At 59.5% G+C, this 21,918-nt stretch carries 21 protein-coding genes and 2 pseudogenes; 8 read left to right on the top strand and 15 right to left on the bottom strand.

The genetic code is table 11. The features are described 5' to 3' along the window. The first annotated feature begins 357 nt into the window (after positions 1-357). A complete protein-coding gene (locus CH271_RS28470; RefSeq protein ID WP_143546083.1) occupies positions 358-570 on the top strand; it encodes a hypothetical protein in 213 nt (70 codons plus the stop codon). Between the two features lie 557 nt (positions 571-1,127). Here the strand turns inward: CH271_RS28470 and CH271_RS19950 are convergent. The 9 genes and pseudogenes from CH271_RS19950 to CH271_RS19910 all read right to left on the bottom strand — a co-directional run bounded on the left by CH271_RS19950 (position 1,128) and on the right by CH271_RS19910 (position 9,677). After that, positions 1,128-1,322, bottom strand: a complete 195-nt coding sequence (locus tag CH271_RS19950) for an SDR family NAD(P)-dependent oxidoreductase (protein WP_032393591.1) — start codon at positions 1,320-1,322, stop codon at positions 1,128-1,130. Positions 1,323-1,336: 14 nt separating this feature from the next. Continuing rightward, positions 1,337-2,293: an SDR family oxidoreductase gene (locus tag CH271_RS19945; protein ID WP_032393590.1), complete on the bottom strand. Its 957-nt coding sequence runs from the start codon at positions 2,291-2,293 to the stop codon at positions 1,337-1,339. Further along, a pseudogene (locus tag CH271_RS19940) lies at positions 2,245-2,806 on the bottom strand (SDR family NAD(P)-dependent oxidoreductase); the annotation flags it as partial. The pseudogene CH271_RS19940 and the gene CH271_RS19945, both read right to left, overlap by 49 nt. Before the next feature lie 237 nt (positions 2,807-3,043). Then, complete coding sequence (locus CH271_RS29510; protein ID WP_052049187.1) at positions 3,044-3,664, bottom strand: FAD-dependent oxidoreductase; 621 nt, start codon at positions 3,662-3,664, stop codon at positions 3,044-3,046. Positions 3,665-3,727: 63 nt separating this feature from the next. After that, positions 3,728-5,179, bottom strand: a complete 1,452-nt coding sequence (locus CH271_RS19930; RefSeq protein WP_032393589.1) for an NAD-dependent succinate-semialdehyde dehydrogenase — start codon at positions 5,177-5,179, stop codon at positions 3,728-3,730. A gap of 74 nt (positions 5,180-5,253) precedes the next feature. Further along, on the bottom strand, positions 5,254-6,189 hold the full coding sequence (locus CH271_RS19925) for a PDR/VanB family oxidoreductase (protein ID WP_094618274.1): 936 nt from the start codon (positions 6,187-6,189) through the stop codon (positions 5,254-5,256). Beyond that, complete coding sequence (locus CH271_RS19920) at positions 6,186-7,418, bottom strand: cytochrome P450 (RefSeq protein ID WP_032393587.1); 1,233 nt, start codon at positions 7,416-7,418, stop codon at positions 6,186-6,188. Before CH271_RS19920 ends, CH271_RS19925 begins: the two co-directional genes overlap by 4 nt. Positions 7,419-7,456: 38 nt before the next feature. Further along, the gene (locus CH271_RS19915; protein ID WP_032393586.1) at positions 7,457-8,479 is read right to left on the bottom strand and encodes an amidohydrolase family protein; all 1,023 of its coding nucleotides are present in this window, start codon (positions 8,477-8,479) and stop codon (positions 7,457-7,459) included. A 46-nt stretch (positions 8,480-8,525) separates the two neighbouring features. Beyond that, a complete protein-coding gene (locus tag CH271_RS19910) occupies positions 8,526-9,677 on the bottom strand; it encodes a hypothetical protein (RefSeq protein ID WP_052049186.1) in 1,152 nt (383 codons plus the stop codon). A 186-nt stretch (positions 9,678-9,863) separates the two neighbouring features. On the opposite strand from CH271_RS19910, the gene CH271_RS19905 reads away from it, so the two are divergent. Then, entirely contained in the window at positions 9,864-11,318 is a 1,455-nt protein-coding gene (locus CH271_RS19905; RefSeq protein ID WP_306437412.1) for an MFS transporter, read from the top strand. A gap of 178 nt (positions 11,319-11,496) precedes the next feature. On the opposite strand, the gene CH271_RS19900 is transcribed toward CH271_RS19905, so the two are convergent. Then, positions 11,497-12,438, bottom strand: a complete 942-nt coding sequence (locus tag CH271_RS19900; protein ID WP_032393585.1) for a LysR family transcriptional regulator — start codon at positions 12,436-12,438, stop codon at positions 11,497-11,499. A 136-nt stretch (positions 12,439-12,574) separates the two neighbouring features. Here CH271_RS19900 and CH271_RS19895 point away from each other — a divergent pair, with 136 nt between their 5' ends. The 3 genes from CH271_RS19895 to CH271_RS19885 are packed head-to-tail and all read left to right on the top strand — an operon-like array spanning position 12,575 to position 15,332. Next, positions 12,575-13,546, top strand: a complete 972-nt coding sequence (locus tag CH271_RS19895; protein WP_052049220.1) for an ornithine cyclodeaminase family protein — start codon at positions 12,575-12,577, stop codon at positions 13,544-13,546. After that, positions 13,546-14,478 carry a 4-hydroxy-tetrahydrodipicolinate synthase gene (gene dapA, locus CH271_RS19890; RefSeq protein ID WP_032393584.1) on the top strand — a complete coding sequence of 311 codons (933 nt, stop codon included), beginning with the start codon at positions 13,546-13,548 and terminating at the stop codon, positions 14,476-14,478. Before CH271_RS19895 ends, dapA begins: the two co-directional genes overlap by 1 nt. Positions 14,479-14,489: 11 nt before the next feature. Next, entirely contained in the window at positions 14,490-15,332 is an 843-nt protein-coding gene (locus CH271_RS19885) for a fumarylacetoacetate hydrolase family protein (protein WP_094618272.1), read from the top strand. A 250-nt stretch (positions 15,333-15,582) separates the two neighbouring features. Here the strand turns inward: CH271_RS19885 and CH271_RS19880 are convergent, their stop codons facing one another. The 4 genes and pseudogenes from CH271_RS19880 to CH271_RS29350 form a co-directional block, all read right to left on the bottom strand. Further along, positions 15,583-15,960: a hypothetical protein gene (locus CH271_RS19880; RefSeq protein ID WP_032393582.1), complete on the bottom strand. Its 378-nt coding sequence runs from the start codon at positions 15,958-15,960 to the stop codon at positions 15,583-15,585. Then, positions 15,950-16,288: a helix-turn-helix domain-containing protein gene (locus CH271_RS19875; RefSeq protein WP_032393581.1), complete on the bottom strand. Its 339-nt coding sequence runs from the start codon at positions 16,286-16,288 to the stop codon at positions 15,950-15,952. The genes CH271_RS19880 and CH271_RS19875 overlap by 11 nt, the downstream gene beginning before the upstream one ends. Further along, a pseudogene (locus tag CH271_RS19870) lies at positions 16,285-17,388 on the bottom strand (tyrosine-type recombinase/integrase). Before CH271_RS19870 ends, CH271_RS19875 begins: the two are co-directional and overlap by 4 nt. 292 nt (positions 17,389-17,680) lie before the next feature. After that, positions 17,681-17,956: a hypothetical protein gene (locus tag CH271_RS29350; RefSeq protein WP_230596590.1), complete on the bottom strand. Its 276-nt coding sequence runs from the start codon at positions 17,954-17,956 to the stop codon at positions 17,681-17,683. Between CH271_RS29350 and CH271_RS29345 the strand changes: the two genes are divergently transcribed. From CH271_RS29345 to CH271_RS19850, 3 genes are all read left to right on the top strand, one after another. Then, a complete protein-coding gene (locus tag CH271_RS29345) occupies positions 17,837-18,145 on the top strand; it encodes a histidine kinase (protein ID WP_306436876.1) in 309 nt (102 codons plus the stop codon). The two genes, CH271_RS29350 and CH271_RS29345, sit on opposite strands and share 120 nt — an antisense overlap. Positions 18,146-18,299: 154 nt before the next feature. Next, positions 18,300-19,691: a cytochrome P450 gene (locus CH271_RS19855; RefSeq protein ID WP_032393579.1), complete on the top strand. Its 1,392-nt coding sequence runs from the start codon at positions 18,300-18,302 to the stop codon at positions 19,689-19,691. Between the two features lie 41 nt (positions 19,692-19,732). After that, positions 19,733-20,767 (top strand): GAF domain-containing protein, encoded by a 1,035-nt coding sequence (locus tag CH271_RS19850; RefSeq protein ID WP_230596589.1) that lies wholly within the window; start codon positions 19,733-19,735, stop codon positions 20,765-20,767. A gap of 173 nt (positions 20,768-20,940) precedes the next feature. Here CH271_RS19850 and CH271_RS19845 read toward each other — a convergent pair whose 3' ends face one another. Further along, positions 20,941-21,384 carry a helix-turn-helix transcriptional regulator gene (locus CH271_RS19845; protein WP_176457417.1) on the bottom strand — a complete coding sequence of 148 codons (444 nt, stop codon included), beginning with the start codon at positions 21,382-21,384 and terminating at the stop codon, positions 20,941-20,943. Positions 21,385-21,918 lie beyond the last annotated feature (534 nt).

Genomic DNA, 21,918 nt, shown 5'->3' with positions numbered 1-21,918 from the left:
TGCTCTGCGCCCCGACGTGGGGTATGTGCGGGCAGTCGCTGTCACGGTTCTCCGAGGGTGCCGCTGCCCGTCTTAAGCTGCAGATCATGGATCGACAGCAGCACGGACTCCGCGAAGACTACTTTCCGGCCGGAACCGTTGCTGCCCCAGGTCTATTCTCCATCGGCCCGTCGATACACCTCGATGCACCGTGAACTGTTGGAACAGTACGGTGAGCTGTCGTCGACCTGGGCGGAATCCGCTTTGGCTTCATGCTTGCGTCGCCTGTCGACGAGCTCGTTGTCCGAAGAGTGGGGTGTCGGTGTTGCCGACGCGTGGACGGACGGTCCGGATGCGTTCTGCGTTGTGTACCGGTACATGACTGTCGCGAAGACTCTGGGAATTCGGATGACACAATCGGGGCCGCCTCCTGTTGCGGATACGGCAGACGCTGGGCGCTTCGGCCGAGAAGTGGCCGACTTCGATATCGGGGAGCCGTTGGGGACCGTCGCGAACAACCTCCGGCAGGACAAGAACGGTGTCGACTGGTGGGGCTACCTCGACGCCGATACACCGGAGAAGACCACCTAATTCGTTTCGAGCAGCGCATGAACCGCGGCACAGTGTTTCGCAGCCGATCAAGGATGCCTTTCGTGGGTCAGGACCCATCAACAGGAAAACGAGATCGCGAACGTGCGCACCGAGGTGCACACAGGGCGCTATCACGACATACCAGACCCACCGACATCGCCGCCAATGGCCGGAACTCCGGCCCAGGCATGGTCAACGAGGTCGAGGACCGAATCGAAGCACTGCTGTAGCGCATCCTCGATCACTCGGCGACGAGACGAGTGCATGGCGATCCACGGCAAGGTCATCGCCGTGGATAGACATGGCTAAATCATGGCGGTGGGCGCTACGCGAAACCGCATTGCTGGGCAGAGGACCGACCGACTGTCGACCCTCACTTGAGGGTCGGAACGACTTCGGGACCTTGAATGCCCCGCGGATGAAGCGCGGCCGAGCAACAAAGCCAGCGAGCCCCCACCGAGCAGGCGAAGTTCGACCCCGTGTCTACTCTTTGTGGCCGTCTAGCCTGGTTTTGCGATTGACACCCTTGACTGAACGTACGTTCAGTCAGAAGGCAATCAAAGCGATTCATGGGCGATCGTCTTCGCACCGAGGGCTTCGAGTTCGGCGACGGTCTGCTCGGCGTTCGCGACATCGCCCGAGTAGTTGACGACGACGTTCGCGCCAAGGGTTGCGTACCGCAGGGCAATTGCCTTGCCGATACCCCGAGCGGACCCGGTGATCAGAGCGGTTTTGTTGCTCAGGTCAGTCATAATCGTGATGCTCCTTAGTGCCATTCTGCGGGAGAGGAAGTGACGGGAAAGCTCATGCGAGTCAGACGTTCTGAGAGGTCCCAAGCACGGCAAGCGTCGACTTCGCTGGTCAGCCGGCTGTAGATGGGCTGAGTCGCTGCGGCGCCCCCGAGGTGCATGAAGCCCTTAGGTCCGTAGAACGAACCGCCGGCCGCCTGCGGGTCGGTCGCTGCGAGAAGGGCCGGCTGAGCCGCCGATTCCCGCGTGCCGACGATGATGCCGAGACGGGAGAAAGTGCGCACCATCTTCACCGTCATGGTGTCCTTCGTTCGACCCATTGTCGGCTGGGCCGCAAGGAGGTTGGTCGGGGAAATTCCGGGGTGTGAAAATGTGCTGCGGATTCCCCAGCCTGCGGTATCGCTGCGACGTTGAAGCTCGATTGCGAACAGGCCTTGCACAATCTTCGAGCTGCTGTACGCTTTGGATCCGTTGTAGCTGTGTTCCCAGTTCGGGTCCTCCCAGTTGACCGCGTGATAGTTCGCTGCGAAACTGATCTGGCTGGTCACGCGGGCCTTGCCGGCCGTCAGCAGCGGGAGGATCTGCGCGACAAGCGCGAAGTGCCCGAGGTGGTTGGTGCCGAGTTGGAGCTCGAAACCGTCTTGGGTGGTCTGCCGCGACGGCGGGGTCATTACTCCGGCGTTATTGATCAACAGATTGATCGGTCTGCCGTCGCGCAGCAAATGGTCGGCGAGCTTCGCGATGGAGCTCAGGGACGAGAGGTCGAGGGCACGGACGGAGATCTGCGCGCCGGGGAATTCTCTGCGGAGGCGGTCGGCCGCGGCCTCACCTTTCCTCGTATTGCGAACCGGCAAAATCAGTTCCGCGCCTGCACTTGCCAGACGGGATGCGATTTCAAGGCCGATGCCGTCACTTGCACCGGTTATCAGCGCCAGTTTTCCAGCGAGGTTGGGGATGGAAACAAGGGTGGGCATGAGTGTGGTCCTTTGCTTAGTTGAGGCTGTTGAGGAGCGCGACGGCTTGGGGGGTACTGGCCAGCTGCTTCGGCGAAGCGGAGGGGCTTGACTGCGTCGACGTGAATTTCGGTCGTTTCGGGCTGCGACTCGATGATCTGCATGACCTGGGCGATGAATTCATCGAGCGGAACCGCGTGCGGGTTGTTCTGCTGCGGGAACGAGCGCGGTGCGCACCGACGGCGGCACCAGCTCGAGCACTTTGACGCTCGTGTCGACCAGCTGCAGGCGCATGGATTCGCTGAGCAGGTGGATCGCGGCCTTGGAGGCGTTGTAGGAGGGCGTCAACGACAGGGGAGTGAACGCCACACCGGACGACACGGTGAGGATCATCGAATCTGGTTGCAACTGAAAATGATCGATGAATGCGGCGATCAGCCGGATCGGGCCGAGCAGGTTGGTGGATACCGTTGATTCGGCCGATGCGAGAAAGCCCTCTGTGCTGTGCCAGTCCTCGATCTTCATCACTCCGGCCGCGCCTCGCGCTTCGACAAGAAGACCTGAGGGCAAGGGCGCATCGATCGGAACTGCTCCGATCAATGACGCAATTTTGCACCATCGGTGTTTCAGTCTCTGTCACAACACGATTGGCCTCGAATTCTAGCAAAGTCTGCGAGGTGGTTGACTGCTCGGTTAGCGGCCATGACCCAGGTATGGTCACAGAAAAGGACCTACCACAGGTCATTCGAAAACAACCGCGCGCCCGTGTCATCAGGGTGAATCCACAGAAGCGAGCATCGCTACCAGATTCCTTGCTGCGTCAGACGCTATCCCTAGTTCTTCCATCCTTCGGGACTCTGCCGCGATCGCGGAGGCTCGAGGAAACATCTCTGCCTCGTATGCGCAGACTGCCTCACTGAGCGGCTTGCGCGCCTCCAGGGTCTCGGCGATCGAGGTTCCGAGGATTGCGCCGTCCAGCATCGCTTGATTTGCGCCGTCACCAGTAGGTGCCATCAGATGTGCAGCATCCCCCAGTAGCGTCACGTCTGGTTGTGTCTTCCAACGGACATCCAGTGGGGTAGCCAGAATCGGGCGGGGAACAACCCGGTCGTCAGTGGCATCAAGCATCGCGATCAAAGACGGGTCCCAGGCTGAAAAAAGTTGCCGAAGGCGCGCTTTTGATCCGACGGGATCCGCCGCATCGATACGGTTTTGGACAAACCAGTTCTCGTCGCCGCGGATCGAGACAGAGACGCGAATACTTCCGTCGCCGTTACGTCGAGCCATCACGTTCAGGTTGTCTCCAATGGCGCGTAAGGCGAAAAACCCCTGCGGTTCGCCGGTCTTGTCGCTGTTACGAAACGAGTCTGCATACTCCCGCAAATTTTGCACGGTATCGCCCTATTCCTAGGCGAACTCTTGCCCTTGTCGTCAGAGGTGCGTGTCGTGCATATTTTAGAGAGCAATGTACTTTGTCTCGAGATACTCGCCTATCCCCTCGGAGCCGCCTTCTCGACCGAATCCCGACTCCTTCACGCCACCGAATGGTGCAGCGGCGTCGGAAATTACGCCCCTGTTGATTCCAACCATACCAACGTCCAAGGCAGCTGACACGTTGATCGCGCGATCGAGATTTGTGGTGAACAGATATGCAGCCAATCCGTACGCGGTCGCGTTGGCCGCCGTGAGTGCCTCGTCGTCGGTATCGAATCCGATCACGGCAGCCACCGGCCCGAATATCTCTTCCTCAAGTAACCGTGCATCGGTTGGAATATTATCCAGAACGGTTGGGGTGAAGTAAAAGCCGTCGCAGTCAGGTGCGGAGCCCCCCGTTCGCACGCGCGCACCTTTGGCGACGGCGTCCTCGACAAGCGATCCCACAGCAATCTGTTGCTTCAGGTTTACCATGGGCCCGATTTCGGTGCCCGGCTGGTCACCAGCGCCGACCGTCAGAGCGGTCACGCGCGCAACCAGCTTGTCTGTGAATTCCTCACGTATTGAGTTGGCCACAAAGAGCCTGTTTGCTGCTGTGCAGGCCTCCCCACCGTTGCGCATCTTGGCGAGGATCGCTCCGTCCACTGCCGCGTCGACATCGGCGTCGGCAAATACAATAAACGGGGAGTTACCTCCAAGTTCCATAGACGTTCGGAGCACACGATCCGCCGAGCTGCGGATCAACAGCTTCCCGGTTGCAGTCGAACCGGTGAAGGTGATCTTGCGTAGTCGCGAATCGGCCATCATCGGCCCAGAGACACCCGCAGCGTCGGATGTCGGCAACACTGACAGTACACCTCGAGGTAGTCCTGCATCATTGAATATTTGCGCTAGTAGAAGCATGGTGAGGGGGGTGTCCTCAGCCGGTTTTACGATCACCGTGCATCCTGCGGCCAGCGCGGGGCCGATCTTGCGTGTGCCCATCGCGAGCGGAAAGTTCCAGGGGGTGATGGCCAGCACGGGCCCAACGGGACTCTTGGTCACCAAGATACGACCCGTTCCAGTTGGAGCCGCAGCATATCGGCCCGCTATACGCACCGCTTCTTCGCTGAACCACCGTAGGAACTCCGCGCCATAGATTACCTCGTTTCGACTCTCCGACAATGGTTTTCCCATTTCGAGCGTGATCAACGACGCGAACTCCTCCGCCCGCGTGTGAAGGAGTTCATAGGCGCGACGCAACACACCGGCTCGGTCACTCGGTGCTGTTGTAGCCCAATCCGTTTGGACTGAATCGGCGATCTCCAACGCGGACAGTCCGTCGGCGGCTGTCGCGTCGGCAACCGCGGCGATGACGGCTCCGGTGGCAGGGTTTATGACGCTGAATCGCGCTCCGGAGGAGGATTCAGTCTGGTAGCCGCCAATCCATAGGTCTGTGTGTAACTGCGCGACGGTATTGCGCGGTGCTGTCAAAACTAATCCTCTGGTCGTGTGTGTCGGTGAACGTACGCATCTCGTAGGTTCGAGGATTCATTAAGTCCTGACTGTCACAGGTCCAGAGTGAGAGTCGTTGTTGCTGAACGAGAGACGCATGGCATCATGTATTGTCCCTCCGCCTGTTCGTCCAATGTCAGGACCGAGTCGCGGTGTTCGGGTGTTCCGGCGACGACCGCGAGCTCACAGGTACCGCATGTGCCGACACCACACGATGTAGGTACATTGACACCGGCGTCGTTGAGCACATCGAGGATGCTGCGGTCGGCTGGAACATGGTGTGTTGTTCCGCGCCGAGCCAGGTGCACATCGAAGGGGTAGTCGGTCGCCTCTTCGATATCCTTGGGTATGAACCTCTCGATGTGAAGGGAGTTCGTGGGCCAATGACTGCTCGCTTTGGTCGCCGCGTCGAGAAGGGCAGGTGGTCCGCAGCAGAATATTTTGGCATCGTGAACGACTGCCCCCAGTATTGCCGACAGAGGCAACGGTCCGCATTCGTCTTGCGGGAACAGTTCGACCATCTCACCGAGGGCGCTGAGCTCGTCGACGTAAGCCATTGCGGCTCTGGATCTACCACCGTAGTACAGCGACCATGGTATTCCACGGGAGCGTGCAGCAGCGATCATTGGGATGATAGGGGTGATGCCGATGCCGCCTGCGATGAAGACGTACTCTTGTGCGTCGGCTAACCGAAAGTGATTGCGCGGCAGCGATACATCAACTGTGTCGCCGATCGCGAGCACGTCGTGAACGTGGGCCGATCCACCACGTCCTGATGGTTCGCGCAGTACCGCAATTCGGTAGTGCTTGTGGTCGTCTGGGTCGCCGCACAACGAATAGGTTCGCAGATGCGAACCGCACTGTAGATCGATGTGTGCCCCGGCGTCCCATGTGGGCAGTTTGCGCTCTGTTGAGGACAGCTCGAGCTGAACTACGTCTTCAGTTAACGCGGTCTTACCTGTGACGGTGAGTGTCAGATCCGCAGTCACGGTCGGACCACGTCCGAGGTGCGCATTGCGACCGGAAGTGAGGTCAAGGCAGGAAAGATCAGGTCAGGAAATCTTGATCCTGCTCCGGCGGGTTCGATACGATCAAAGCCGGTTATCAATCCTTTGAGGGTCTCCTGGATTTGAAGGCGCGCTATGGGCGCGCCGAGGCAGTGGTGGAGTCCGCCGCCGAACGCCAGGTGTTGATTGGCATTGCTCCGGCGGAAATCGATGGAATTCGGGTTATCGAACACCGTGTCGTCACGGTTGGCTGCTGCAAGCATCAGGATTACGTGTGCACCGGCCGGAAGGACGGTGCCATCGGAGGCGGCGAACGGCTCGACCAGGTAACGCTCGCGAACATGCAGCGGTGAACGAAACCGAAGCAGCTCCTCCGTCGCCGTCTCCACGAGCGCTGGGTTTGACTTCAGCTCGGCGAAAATCTCGGGATGTAGCGCGAAGATCTCGAAAATGTTGGAGATGGACGTCCGGGTGGTCTCATACCCTGCATCGAGAACCGTGTGGATGAGTGACAGGACCTCGATGTGGGAGAGCTCGCCACGCGCTTCGGCCTCAAGTAGAAGTCGTACGTACGGGCTGTGCTCGTCGGCGGTTCGAGTACTCAGAAAGTCTTCGAAGTAGTCGAGGTAAAAGGTAGTAATCGCGTTCAACGCAGTCGTTTGCAGTTCGTCGAGCGGAACCGGAGAGAAGATCATCAGAAAGTCGTGTTGGCTTTCCGTCAGACAACCCCAATCCTCCTCGGGTATACCGAGAAATCGGCAGATGACACCGCGAGGGATGTCGACAGCAATCTGCCGGACGGCATCGATTGTCTCACCGTCCGTTATTTGCGACAGCGCGCTGGCGACAGATTCGGTGGCGAAGTCTCTAAACTGCGCTACCCGCCGCGGAATAAACAATGGGCCGACTACGTTGCGTAGCCTGCTGTGATCTGGCTCGTCGATCTGTACAAGGTTAGCCCGGAGGCGGTCACGAGCGGGGCTGTCATCGAGCCACGCAGGCGCGGTTGTTCCTGCTGGCTGAACCCGCGTGGTCGTAGACCGTGTGATGTCGCGAATATCTTGGTGGCGACTGACTATCCAGGTCGACTTCATGTTGGGCCACGGAACTGTGCCGAGTTCCCGGAGCTTCGCGTAAGCCTGCGCCCTATCGCCCGCGAGGAAACTTTCATCGCGGAAGTCGATTGGGAAGGCTGGTGAATTGGTGCTCATCGGGGTACCTCCGGAGGCGAGTCTGTGGTCGGGGCGTGTCACGCAGGGGAAAGAACATTGGTCAACTGGTAGATGCGCGCGGCAGTGCCGGCGAAGATCGATTCGCGCTCCGGTTTCGAGTACTGAGCCGTCAACCGTTGGTACGCATTGCATACGTTCGCGAAGGGGCCGGACCCGTCGGTGGGGACGTTGCTCTCGAACATGGTGCGGTCGGGTCCGAATAAATCCACTGTGGTCTCGACGTACGGACGCCACTCGGCAGCAAGTGTTTCCGAGTTTGCGGGTGGGTCGGCCAAGAAGGTAGGGGACCCTGACATGAACGACCCGAGGCCGCCCATCTTGACGGTCACGTTCTCACACTCTGAAATCGCGCGCATATCTCTCTCCCACTGTGGACGTTCCTGTTCCATGCGCCCTGCGTGGCGTCCGATGCCGAGCGGATGTCCCATGTGGTCGAGGACGATGGACGTCTCGGGGAAAGCGCGAGCGAGATCCGCTACGTCGGAGAGCTGGGGGGCGAGAACGAATGCGTCGAACGTCAATCCCATCGGTGCCAAATACGCGAAACCGCGCCTGAAGTCTTCGTCGCGATACAGCCCTGGTCCGAGGTCGAAGACGCCAGCAAGTATGGATGGGTCCTCGTCCCAGAGCGCCTCTTGTCTGATTCCTTTGAATCTGGTGGGTGCTGCTTCGGTATGCGCTGCCAGCGTCTCGCGTGCGGTCGACCGTCGTAGGTCGATCGTTCCGACGATGCCATCCGCTACGCGTATCCCACGGTAGGCGCCGCTTGCGCCCATAGCTGCTTGGCCGTTGTGGAATTCGGTCTGTCCGACAGTTCGGAATTTGTCAGGCCCGTCCATGCGGTACATCGACTGGGACTCGACGACGACGGAGGCGACGACGTTGTGTCCGTCGGAGACGTAGTCGACGTAGTCCTCGATGAGAAAACGTTTGCGCCGCATCACCATCTCCACGATGGCATTCGGCCGGTCGAAGAGATGATGGTGAGCGTCGATGATAGCAATGTCGGGGTCGATGGGCGTTTCGGGTTCGAAGGTCATGACGTTCCTGTCCTACGGTGGGCGGTGGGGCGGTTGCCGCTGTCGACTACGTGTTGTCGTCGTCCCAATTCCGTGGCGCGAGGTAGCCTGTCTGCCCTGCTTCGGTCCCCAAGGCGAGTATCGGTCCGTTCAGGTCCTCCTGCCAGACAAGAGATTCCATTCCGATATGCAACGGGTGGTCCTGTACGGTGTAGGCACTGACGCCAGTCTCACTTGGGTAGTGGGCGTGTTCACGCCATGACGGCGCGGATAGCAACAGGTCACCAGGTTCCCAATCGATGCGTTGCCCGTCCACGATGGAATATCCCGAACCTTTGAAGTGATAGTTGATCGCAACCGAACTATGTCGGTGTCCTCGTCCTTCGGGATGGGGCTTATGGCCGGCTGGGATCTGCGAGAGCGTTACGAAGAAGCTGCTCGTGGCACCTTGTTTGCGCTCAGTCGACGGGTTGTAAAGCGCCATGATCGTCCGCTCGCCGTCGCCGGGTCGCTGGGACATGAGGTTCGAGGTCTTGGCGTACGGCCAGTGCAGGGGTTTGTCGGGGATTGGTTCGATATCGACGAGGAATTCGTACCCGCGTAGTCGGGCGCCCTCCGGTGAGACAACATGATCGGGGGCCGCTCCGGTCGCCACCGCGACGGGTTCGTCCATGTCGATTGGTCCTTCGACGGGAGCAGTGGCCGTCCAGCCGCTTCCGACCGGCTCAAAGTAATGCGTACCCAGTTGGGCGAGCAAAGGCGCATTCGAGTAAGACAACCGCACCCAGAGGTCGTCACCGTCGTTGTGAAATTGGAACGGCTTCATCGACGGGATCGTGCACACATCCAGTTCATCGAACCGGAAGGTGACACCATCGGCGGTCACGCTGCCGTTGCTGCGAATGCCGATGTGCACCTGGGTCGAGTTTCGGCGAATACGCAGTGTCCGTTCACCTGGAAGTAGAACCTCGACCGTTACATCGATGCCGGGTGCGAACCCGCGGCGTGTCGATTCTGGATGGACGATGAGCGCAGCTCGCCGTCCATTGGCGGGCTGCGGGCCGGCCGCGAGCTGGTCGACCACTGCCTCGATCTCGTTGCGCGATACCTTGATCGGCGTCCACGGGGTGGGGAGATCCAAGTCTGTTCCGCTGACATCGGTGAGCCGAACACCTGAATTCAAGATAGTGCTGCGGTCGTTTGAGTCTGTGACCGTCATCGATCGATCCTCCTATGGTGGCGTGCGTCTCATTCGCACGCTTCTTCATGGACGTTAGGCGTCGTCCCGACAAACGTCGAAGACATATTCAGGCATCGACGCATAAGAGATTCCTTAATCCGTGCTGGATACCGTCTTATACGTATTCGTTGATGATTCGATGTTGGAATTCGTATTGGGCACCTTGTGGCGTCAACAGCTACCGTGACCTGCACCACAGGGTTTGAGTCGGGCGCTCTTGGTTCCCGTCGACCTGGACTCCACAACCGAATCGAGATACCCCTCCATGCATCAGGCACTTCCCGAACCTGTGCCGACTACGGCGCACACCGGGCCGAAGGGTCCTTCGTCCTCCGCGCCAATCCGAACGTTGATCGGTGTCTCCCTGGGCAACGGTCTGGAAGGTTACGACTGGGCGGTGTATGCCGTGTTCGCTCCCTTTTTGCCACCCAGGTATTCGACCCGTCCGACCCGGCGTCAGCCTTGCTGTCGACTTTCGTCGTCTTTGGCGCTGGTTTTCTGATCAGACCGTTCGGAGGTGTCCTCTTCGGATGGTTGGCTGATCGGTTGGGGCGAAAGTCTTCGCTGCTATTGGCGATTGGTTGCGCAACGGCCGGAATGTTGTTGATTGCCGCTGTACCCACGTACGAAGTGGCTGGCCTCGGGGCAGGTGCCATATTGCTGCTCGCGCGATTGCTGCAGGGCCTGGCCCACACTGGTGAGGTCGCCTCCGCCTATACCTACGTAGCTGAGGTTGCGCCCGCTCCACGCCGGGGCATGTGGTCTTCGGCCATCTATGTGTCGTTCACCATCGCTATCATCGCTGCAACGCTGATGGGCGCGCTGCTGAACAGCGCGCTGCCTTCTAACGCGATGACGACCTGGGGTTGGAGGATTCCGTTCGTGGTCGGGTTCGCACTGGGCATTCTCACGCTGGTGATGCGGGCTCGCATGCCCGAGTCGCGGGCATTTACGCAATTGCTCGAAGAACAGCCCGTGCAGCGTCAAAACATTGTTTCGGCTCTGTGGAAATACCGAGCCTCGGGCGTCCGTGTATTCCTGATCATGGCGTCGCTGTCCGCCCTCTATTACGCGTGGGGCGTAGCGAGTACGACATGGGCAATCAATGTGGTCGGTCTCAGTCCTACCGAGGCGTTGTGGGCGGGCGTCGCCGCCTTGACGGTGAGCATGTTCGTGTTTCCGTGTGCAGGAGCTCTGTCCGACCGAATCGGACGCCGTGGCAACTTTTTCCTGTTCGGTATCGGAGTCGGAATACTTGCCTATCCGATGGATCACCTTGCTCGCCAGGGGACCCTCGGCTTCATGGTCGCGATGACAGTGATGCTTTGCTTGTTCACGTTGGCCGGATCCATCCTGCCGGCGCTATTGTCCGAGCTCTTCCCGACCGAGGTACGCGCGACGGGCATTGCGCTCCCGTACGCCCTGTCAGCGGTCGTCTTCGCCGGGACGACACCGTATCTGCAGCAATGGCTGGCCGAGAATGATCATCCAAACACGTTCTCGGTCTACCTCTCCGTTGCCGCTGTCCTCGGCGCGCTGGTCATGTATTTCACTCCCGAAACGAAAGGAATTTCACTCACATACGAACGCAGGGGGAGCCGGTATGAAACGGCAAGATAGCGCCCCCCTTAGCCGAGTTTCGGGTACTTCTTCCCTTCTGGAAAGACTAACTTCCTGTACTCCGACGAGGCGACCCGCTCCAGGCCGGAAATGAACAACAGTCCGAGCGAACTGGAATCGTCCGGTCCGGTTCTGGCCATTCTGAGGGAGGGAGGCGTATGGTCCCCGCCATCAGAGACTATTCCTGGTAGTCCTCATTTAGTCGTTGAGATGAGGTCGCCGCGGCACCCTCCAATCCGTGGCGGACTGCGTCGAGCGTTGCCAGCTGCAGCGGAGAGAAATGCTTATCCTTACGATGAACAAGTACAATACGTTCCTTGAGTGAGAAATCGGGAACATCGATGGGCCTTAGGGCACTATCACTGCCGACTGCGTATGAGGGTGCGATAATGGCCCAATCGTGCTCGATAGCTGCTCTGACCATCGCTTCGGAATGCCCCAACCGAATGACGAAGCTCGGTTCGTCGTATCCCTCGGCGCGAAGCTGGGCCACCAAGTTACGTTGATAGACCACTTCGCTCGGGGCCCCCACCATAGGCAACGCCAACGCTTCGTCAACGGTCAGGGTAGTGCCGATTGCCACGAGATGCTCAGTCGCATAGACCGACAGTTTGACCGTCTGCAGCACTTCTGACTCTGTCGAGTCCGATAAGTGCCGCTCGTCCCAATTGAGTACAGCAAAATCGAACTCGCCTGACTCCACGCCCCGAATCGACTCCTCCGGCCGGGAGATCGACACTGTAATGTCGACGTTCGGACGTTGCTTTCCTAGTTTCGCCAGGATGGGCGCAAGCAAATAGGTTCCCACAGCCATGCTTGACGAAACGAGTACACGACCGGCATCCCCCGACGCGAGGTCTCCGACATCTCGACGTACCTGCGCTGCGCCAGCGAGTACGTTCTTTGCCCATTCGTTCGTCCTCTCCCCGGCTTCGGTCAGCACCAACCGGTTTCCGCGACGAACGAACAGCGCTGCACCGACCCACGATTCGAGCGCCCGTAGCTGTGCAGATACCGCAGGTTGGGCAACCATCAGGATTTCGGCCGCCCGTGTGACGCTGCGTTCGTCGACGACCAGCCGAAATACCTCCAGTCGTCGAAATGACAGCTGAGTATCCATACCGCACCATAACCTTTTAATTATCCCAGCATTCGTAGATCCGTAATTGATTTATATCAGAGGTGAGATCAACGTTGTACGTATCTCGTCATTACTTGCCGATTTGGGCCATCGACCTTCAGCACGAAAGGTGCTCATGACTTCAACTCTCGACGCTGCAGGCCGCGGAACCATCTCGGTCTTCAACGACGCCGAGGTGGTCGATGCTGTCGATCAGCTCGACGCAATCGCCGCACTTCGCGGCGTGCTCGTCTCTGCGTATCGCGGAACGGCCCGCTCGATACCCAAGACTATGTCGCAGTTCGACGACACCAGCACTGCGCATTCTCTAGGTGCGGTGGATAGTGCTGGCAATGTCGTTGCGTTCAAGAGCTGGGTCAATACACCAAGAGGAGCCTCTGCGGTGTTGACCTTGTTCGATTCCGCTGATGGTCGAACGCTGGCGGTCATGGCCGCAGGAGTGCTTGGCATGCTTCGTACAGCAGGTACTGCGGCATTGGCCACGGACATCATGGCCGCGCCATCAGCCGGAGAATTGGCGATACTCGGTACCGGACGTCAAGCTTTCCACCAGGTCGTCGCAATCCACGCCATCCGGCCACTCGGACTGGTTCGGATATGGAGTCCTTCCGAAAGCAGCCGCCGCAAGTTCGCGTCCAGGATCGCGACAGAGCTGGACCTGAGAGTCGAGGTCGCCGACTCCGCCCGCACGGCGGTCCGCGACATGCCTATCGTCACGACCGTAACCCGCGCGTCCGACCCGTTTCTCGACGGCGACTGGCTGGTACGCGGCGCGCATCTCAATGCCGTCGGCGCGATCCTGCAATCTACGGCCGAACTACTCCCTTCAGTACTCCCGCTCAGCGACTTCACGACAGTCGACGACGTCGAAAATGCTGCACGCGGATCGCGTGAACTACGGGAGCATTTCGGCAACGACCTTGGCTCGGTCCTTTCGCTCGGTGAGGTCCTGGACCGCGACGTGAAAAGGCCCACTGATCCGCGGCTCACTGTGTACAAGGGGCTCGGTTCCGGGCTGACGGACCTTGCTCTTGCGGCGCTGGTTTGGAAGAGATCCCACGACACACTCGACCCGAAGGAAAACTGATGAGTTTCCGTACCGATCCCTCCAACATCAATGGGTCGATCGCGCCGTTGATTACGCCGTTCAAAGACAATGGCCAACTCGACACCGACAGCCTTCGCCGGTTGGTGGAATGGCAGATCGATGCTGGAACGCACGGTATTTCCATAGGCGGCTCAACCGGTGAACCGAGTTCTCAGACGATCGACGAACGAATCGAAGCGATCGAGGTGGTAGCGGACGCCGTCGCGGGCCGCGTGCCGTTCATCGCTGGAACAGGTTCCGCTAAACTCGACGAGACGCTCAAGCTCACTGCGGCTGCCGATCGTGCTGGCGTGGATGCAGCGCTCGTGATCACCCCCTATTACGCGCGACCGACCCAACAGGCATTGTACGAATGGTACGACCGTGTTGCCTCGGAGACACCGGATCTGCCGATCATCATGTACAACGTTCCCTCTCGAACGGCTGTCGAACTTGCACCCGACACGGTCGCGCGTCTACACCGTGACGTAGTCAATATCGTTGGGATCAAGGAGACGACCAGGGATTTCGAGCACTTTTCGCGCGTGATAGAAGCAGCAGACAAGGGGTTGCTCGTCTGGTCGGGAATCGAACTGTTGTGTCTGCCTCTTCTGGCACTCGGGGGCATCGGTTTCATCAGCGCAACCGCCAACATCGCCCCAAGGGCATGCGCTGAAATGTACGAGTACTGGATGGATGGCAAGTACGAAGAAGCCCGACGGATTCACTACGCGCTGCATCCTCTTGTGGATCTGTTATTCGTCGAGACCAACCCCACCACAGCCAAACTTGTACTCGAACGCGAAGGGCGAATCGACTCTGCGCACGTGCGCCCACCGCTCATCTCGACGACAGCCTCCGGTATCGCGAAAGTTGACCACCTACTCGCCAGGGCGGCAGGTCTGATGGAACACGAGAGGGCGGGCCGATGAGACTCGGCACGATGGTTATTGACGGACAGCAAATCACGGTGGCCAGCGTCGACGGTGCCACAGTTCACGACATCTCGACGTACGCCGGACCCGACGGGCTGGCGGCTCTTCTTGATTCGGTTGATCTGGCCGACATCACTGGAATCGATCTGTCCGCATATCCAGAAGTGGACGCGCATCGGGGATCGTGGATGCCTCCGATCCCCTCACCGAACAAAATTCTATGCGTAGGCTTGAATTTCAGTACTCACGCCAGTGAAGTTCTAGCCGAGGTCAGTGAACATCCGACCTTGTTTACTCGATTCCCGACATCCTTCGTCGGCCACCACGAGCCGTTGGTAAGACCCAGGGTTTCCCATACCCTCGATTGGGAAGGCGAGATCGCCGTCGTCATCGGCACCCGTGGGCGTAATATCGCCGCCGACGAAGCCCTCGACCACATCGCCGGGTACACGGTGATGGGGGAGAACAGCATCCGTGAATGGCAACTGCACAGCAAACAAGCGACCGCTGGGAAGAACTTCGACCGATCTGGTTCATGGGGACCATGGATCATCACGCGCGATGAAATTCCGGACCCGTCGGCGCTCGAGATCGTCACCGAACTGAACGGCGAGCAGGTCCAACACGGCAAGCTCGCCGACTTAGTCTCTGATATCGGAACCATCATCGCGTATGTCAGCACTTTTACGGAACTAGCACCAGGCGACGTAATAGCGACAGGTACACCATCGGGAATCGGACACCGACGGACACCGCCCCGGTATCTCGCCCCCGGTGACCGGCTGGTCGTCCGGATCCCCGAGCTACTCGAACTGACCAACGACGTGAGCGACGATGACATTGTCCCCTGAACCTGTCCGGACTCGATTCGACAAGAAGCACATTCAATTCACAGACCGCCAAGCTAGACGTGCCGGCGCGGGTTCTCATCAACACGGAGCACACTTTGCCTTTCGATAGCCCCTTTCCGCTGGTACCGATTCCTGAAACAGATCTCGCCGATTACATCCTCGGGGATATCGCGCCGCCAGATGAGAGCCTCCGTGCAATCGTCGACCATTCCTCCGGGCATGCCCTCACCTACGGACAGCTGACGCGTGTTTATGGCAGCAGGATCGGCGGGTTGTCGAGAAGTAGCGAGGTGAGGTCGTCGCGGAGTGCGCAGCGCGCGCAGATGCCGCGTCGGTAGTGCTCGGCTTCGGTGCCGCACCCGGTGCACTGGAAATCGGTCTCGATGCCGGTGCAGTCGACACAGACCGCTCTGTCCTCGACTCGTCCGGGGAGCATTCGCTCGAATCCGCATGCTGTGCAGTATCCGTAGGTGCGCACCGCGGAGTGGAAGCATGTTCCGCAGATCTTGCCGTCGGGCCAGCGCACGCGCGGTTTGTCGGCTTCACGTCCGCATTGATCGCAGGTGAATTCGCCACCGGTTCTCGGTCGCCCTCGAACGGTGTTGCGGGGTTGGATTTCAATGGTCATCGCGGATCACCCGGGCGCGACGCGGCCGGATTGTCTTGTTGAGTTCCACGACGTTCGGTGCCGATGACGTCGCAGTTCGCTTCTTGCGTTCGTCGGCTGCGGTGACGGTGACCAGGTCCTGCATTCCACAGCCGAAGATGTCGCAGAGCGCCGCCATCATCTGCAGCGAGACACGTTCGGGTCGTTGCGTGACGAGGCGGTAGACCTGCGGGCGGGAGAGGGAGATTCCGCGTTCAACCAGGCGGGGGATGAGGTCGGTGCTGTTATGCATGCCGTGTGCGGCCATCAGCTTGGGTAGGCGCCAGATGTAGTCGACGGTGCATTTCACGAGATTTCTCCTTCCATACCGAGAGCGTCGCTCACGGTCGCATCCAACGCCCGCCGCAATGTGCGAGTGCGGAAGTCGCTCGACACGCACGTATAGAGGGAGGTGGTGCTGGCGTGCTCGTGACCCATCTGCTGTTGCACGAACAACGGATCCCAGCCGTCTTCGATCAGGTGGGTGGCGTACGCGCGACGCAGTGAGTGCAGGTCCAACCCTGGCGAGAGCTGCAGCTCGGTGCAGTAGCGCCGGAACCGGCGTATCAGGGTCAATTCGGCAACCAGCGCACCACGTTCGGATGGAAACAGATGGAGTCCCGCATCGAGATAGGGCTGGCCGTGGGTGAGCCAATCGTCGACGATCTCGGGGGTCCAGTCGAAGACCGTCAGCACGCTGCGCCGTTTCGGGGGTGACCCGCGGTTGGCTTTGCCGTAGCGCACGTTGAGAACTCCGAAGCGGCCGAACTCGCGTGCGTGGGGATTGCGGGCGAAGTCGACGGTCTGCAGGTGACGTACTTCGTTGAAGCGCAGCCCGTAGGAGTAGGCGAGTTTGAGCATCACCGCGTCACGGTAGGCCGGCAGCCACCCCTTGCGCCCTGTCGCCGCGATCGTGTCGACCTGGGTGTCGGCGTGATCGAACACCAGTTGCAGCTCGGTCTTGGTGAAGGCACGCTTGGCCGGTGTCTGCTCGTTGTCCTGGACGTGTGCTGCGGTGTTCCACTCGAAGAACACCTGAGCGGGGTGCGTACCGAAGCGGCTCTCACACAGTCGATCCCACCCGTAGTCGGGGTGGCTGATGTAGGAGCAGAAGAACTTCAGCGAGGTCTGATAGCTGCGGATCGTCGAGTCCGCGATTCGGCGAATCGAGCGGAGGTCTCCGAAGTATTCCTCCACCATGGCCGGGGTCCATGCCCACGGGAACTCGTTGGTGTAATCGATGAACCGCACGACCACCTGTTGCCGTTGCTCGATGGTACCGAGCTACAGATTTCGGCAGAGCTGCCGGTTCCGCCATCCCGTGAGCATGTCTTTGACCGTTTGCTCCTCGGGATGCAGTGCCGTCACCGACTCGACCAGGACGACGCGTCCGCTCTTGTCGACCCCCATGACACCCATTCTTCGTCTCGTTCAACGAATCAATGATTCACCAGATGAATCAATACTGCCAATAGCACTGCCAGCCTGTGATGTTGAACAGCGAAAACTACAGGCTGATGATGCCTCAAGAAGGGCGTCCGAACGGGCGACCTGCCAAACAGCACGTAATATCCTCATTTTGAACAGATTTCGTACTTCACCCAGAGAAGCACGAAGTCAGTTTGCCGGAGCTGAATGATTCATCGGATGCAACATGCATAGGTCCACCTGACATAATCTATATTATCGGCAACGAATTTCGTTATCGACAGACGTGGCCGGGGTGGGATCGCTGGACCGCTGGTTCGTCATCCACGTGCTCGGACGGCAGTCCGACCGGTTGCTGCAGTAACGGGTTGCCGAGCTGACGAGCAGCCGCGATCACGTTGTCGACGCCATCGACAACGAACGTCGCCGCATCGAGCGGGACCTGCAAGACGGTGTCCAAGAGCAACTGGTTGCCCTGGGAATGCTCATCGGCCGCGCACGTCGCGCCGAGAAGCCCGACAAGGTGCACGAACTCCTTACCCAAGCCCACGTCGCATCCCACGAAGCGATCAGCGAGCTGCGCGAGGTCGCCAACCGGGTGTACCCGATCGCACTCGATCGGGCCGGTCTCCACACTGCGATCGCGACGATGGCCGAACGGGCGAGCATCCCCGTCCGACTCACCTACGCACCTGACAGGGCGGCTTGCCCACACTTCTCCGAACAGACACGGTGGTGACTGAAATCGTCGCTCGCACCACTCGCCCACTGCATAGAAGCACCCGCCGCCCACTGCACGAACGCTCCCATCAGGCAATAGCTCCTAGGCCCGTCAGAGTCGCACGCGGCTGCCCAACGTCCGATGCCTACCGAGGTACGAGAGACTGTCGCACATGAAAGGTGCTCGAGCGACCTCAGCAAAACTGCCGCATCCTCGGTATCGGCTTCCGATTGCCGGAGACGTGCTTGGCCTTGATGCTGCCAAGCCGGTGCAAAAAGAGATGGCGATGGCCGACCAACTCGGCGGAATCTACGAGCGGAAGATCTTTGGCCACCGACTCGTCGTGGTTTCGGATCCAGAGCTCGTGTCGCAAGTCAACGACGAGGAGAACTGGGCGAGGTTTCTGGCTCTGCCTCACCGAAAGCTACGGGCACTTGGCGAAGACGGACTCTTCACTGCTTTCAACTCAGAACCGAACTGGCACCGTGCACATGCTGTTCTGGGGCCTGCGTTCAGCAAGTCGTCCATGCGTGGCTACCACGATTCGATGCAGGAGTCAGTGAGTGAACTGCTGAAGGCCTGGGATAGACACGCTGGGTCAACACCTATCGATGCTTACGCAGAATGCTCCAAACTGGCCTTCGATGTGATCGGACGATGCGCCGTCTCACACGACTTCGGCTCGTTTCGCCAGCCTGTACCGTTTGCGGACGCCGTCACCCGCGCGCTCCAGTTCGTCAACCGGTCTTCGAACGACATACCAGCAGTTCGGACCGTGCTTGGGCGAGGAGCTCTCCGTCAGCACCAGAACGACATTTTGTTTATCCGCAGCACCGTCGACGCGTTGATACATCGAAGAATCTCGAACGGAAGCTCAGGTCAGTCGCCACCAGATCTGTTGCAGCACATGCTTGAAAGTCCGGATCCGTCTAGCGGCCAGTACCTGACGCCAGAGAACATCCGAAATCAGATAGTGACATTTCTAGTCGCTGGTAACGAGACGACTGCCTCTACTACTGCTTTCGCCCTGCACTTCTTGAGCCGCCGACCCGACATATTTCAGGAACTACGGACTGAAATCGACGAGATCGCGCCCTCCGAGATCGACATCGGCTTTCAGGACGTGCCGAAACTCCGGCGCACGCGCCACGTAATCGATGAAACTCTACGGCTTTGGCCCGCGGCACCCGGCTACTTCCGCAAAGCCCGTGAACGAGGCGCGACCACCCTCGGCGGCTATCACGTTCCGGAGGGATGGGTCTTCGTCCTTCTTCCGCAGCTGCATCGCTCTGCAGCTTGGGGGCCGACCGCACGTGACTTCGATCCCAGCAGATTCGCTGCAGGCAATGCGGGTAAGTCCGATCAACGCATTTACAAACCTTGGGGCACCGGCCTGCGCGCGTGTATAGGTAGGCAATTCGCCCTGCATGAGGTTGTGCTGGCGTTGGCATCCATCGTTCGCCGATACGACTTGGAGGCGGATCCCAGTTATCAGCTCGATGTCCGCGAAGCTGTGACCTTAAGGCCGCATGGGGTGAAGCTCTCGATCTCGCGACGCTCTTGACTGTACCGTCGTTTGTCTAGATCAATCAGGAAGGGGAACCTGTGGACATCGTGAACAGCTGGCACCTGGTGGAAACCTTGGTTCCAGGACAGATGACAGTCATCAGCACTGGGGGGAAGGTCCGAGATTGGACCAAAATCGACCGCTTGTCACCTGGGCCCGAATTCGATCTGCATGGATTTCTGGAACTCACACGTCGTTCTTGCGCCGAGCAAGCTGTGCTCTTCAAAGGCCGTCGGCGCGAAGCCCGCATTCGCGCAGTACCGGTTCTGGGGCCGTCTGGGGAAACCCACGGCATACAGGTCTGGGTGGGGGACCCGGAGGTCGAACCCGATCCTGCGCGAACCGTTTCCGGAATAGCCTGGCTGCTCGAACGCACCGTCATCGAGCAGACAGTAGAGGCTTCCGCGATGTCCGGCGTCTCTGCTGCTGATCACGTACCGGAACGAACCCCGGCTGAATACAACGCCAAAGCCGTCAAATTCGACGGGTCCGAGGAGTTGTTCGCCCAGGCACTGGTCCCTACCCACGGTCAGAAGTGGGAGGGCCCAATGTCCGTTCTCCATGCAGATGGCCGAGTCATGCGTTGGCATTGCTGGGGCAGAGGGAGAACTGACCCTCCCAACGTCGGCCTCAGGCTGCTATGGCACGACGTGACAGACACAACGGAACCCGACAAACCAACATTGGCTGAGCTGGGAATGCCGAGCGGCCTTGAGAGCGGTGGAACACGCATCGCGGTATTCGACGGCCGAACCGGAATTTTGACGATGTGGTTACCGGAAGCTCCAAACTGGGTGAAATGGCGTGACCTCTCAAGCGGTTGCGGCGTGTTGCACGACGACGACCGGGCGACACTGTCTGACGCTCTGGAGAAGTGGACTCACGACACGTCTCCCGTGTCAGCTGATGTACGCATCCGTGCAATCGACGGCGGCGACGCGACCGACTGGAAGTGGCAGCAGACCCGACTTGAGCTGCGGCCATACCCCGGGCAACTTGGCGACCGGCTGGTCCTTGCGGTGCTCCCCGCGCTACAACCTTCCGAGCAGGCGCTTGAGGTTCCCACTCCCTGAAAGATCGTGATAGCTTCGCCCTCGGCACCTTCGACTCTCCCGGAGAGTCGAAGACTTCCTGTCGGCCGCATGGCCCTCAGACGCAGCCTTTGAGCACCACGTGGATCACATTTCACGTGGCTAACAAGCATGCGTCTTGGAGCCAAAATGCCGACCCAGAGTCAACTTCGCAATCAAGCCGGTTCGCCCCGCGGCCGCTTCCGCGCACGCTCGTATGCCTCGTTGACCCGTTGCGTCGGGTACTCCAGCGCTTCAGCTATCTGGCGGGCGGCCGGCGCGCTCAGCTTGCTCTGCCCGCGCTCAAGCGCCCCGATGTACTGGCTACTGACGCCGATTTCACTCGCTAGCATTCCCTGGGTCAGCCCTCTGGATATTCGCAGATCACCGAGGTACTCCTCGTCCTCCGGCACCGAGACGAAGTCGCTGATCTCGCTCCCGAATTCCTCGGCGCATCGAGCAAGAGTGTCTACACGGGGATGGGACTGGCCTCGCTCCCACTGTGAGTACGTCGTCAGAGCAACTCCGAGAACGCGCGCAACCTCAGCACCACTCAGCTTGAGTTCAATTCTCCGTGCACGCAGCTTGTCAGGTGCGAACCCACGCAACCGACGCCTCACCGATGGAACCTCACAGGAGAACACGATGTCACTTGTCTCAGTTTGGTAGCACATAAAGCATGTTTAGCTGCTAATGTATAGAATTGGTTGTTTAGATACTGGACATGCTGACTCCAGGCCGTTGAATGCGCCACCGCGCGAGCTCGTCCACGGCACGAGTCGTACAACAAGACATTCCCCCCAAGATGCAACGGCTACGCGTCGTATGGCGCAGCAAAGAAGGTGAGGTTTCTCCCGAATAGAGTGCTTCGATTAAGCAGACCCCAGATGCGCCGTGATTGGTCGTCCCGAAACGCATCCGGAGTCCTCTCCACCTACGGAACGAGCCCAATATCGGGCCAGAGTTGTATCCGCAGTGGCTCTCCCAGCCTATGCGGATCTTGCAGAACCGCAATCGGATCGGAGATTACCTATGACATCCGTCGTGCAAGCGCCGACGTTACACATGACTCCCAGTTGGAATCTCGGCTACGCCCCATGCCGCTCGGTCAGTGACCGCGTCGCCGGCCTTGCCGTGTGCTCACTGCCATCCGA

Origin of the sequence: Rhodococcus sp. 05-340-2 (assembly GCF_002258915.1) — a bacterium.
Lineage (GTDB): Bacteria > Actinomycetota > Actinomycetes > Mycobacteriales > Mycobacteriaceae > Rhodococcoides.
This window is presented reverse-complemented; position numbering and strand designations above follow the sequence as displayed.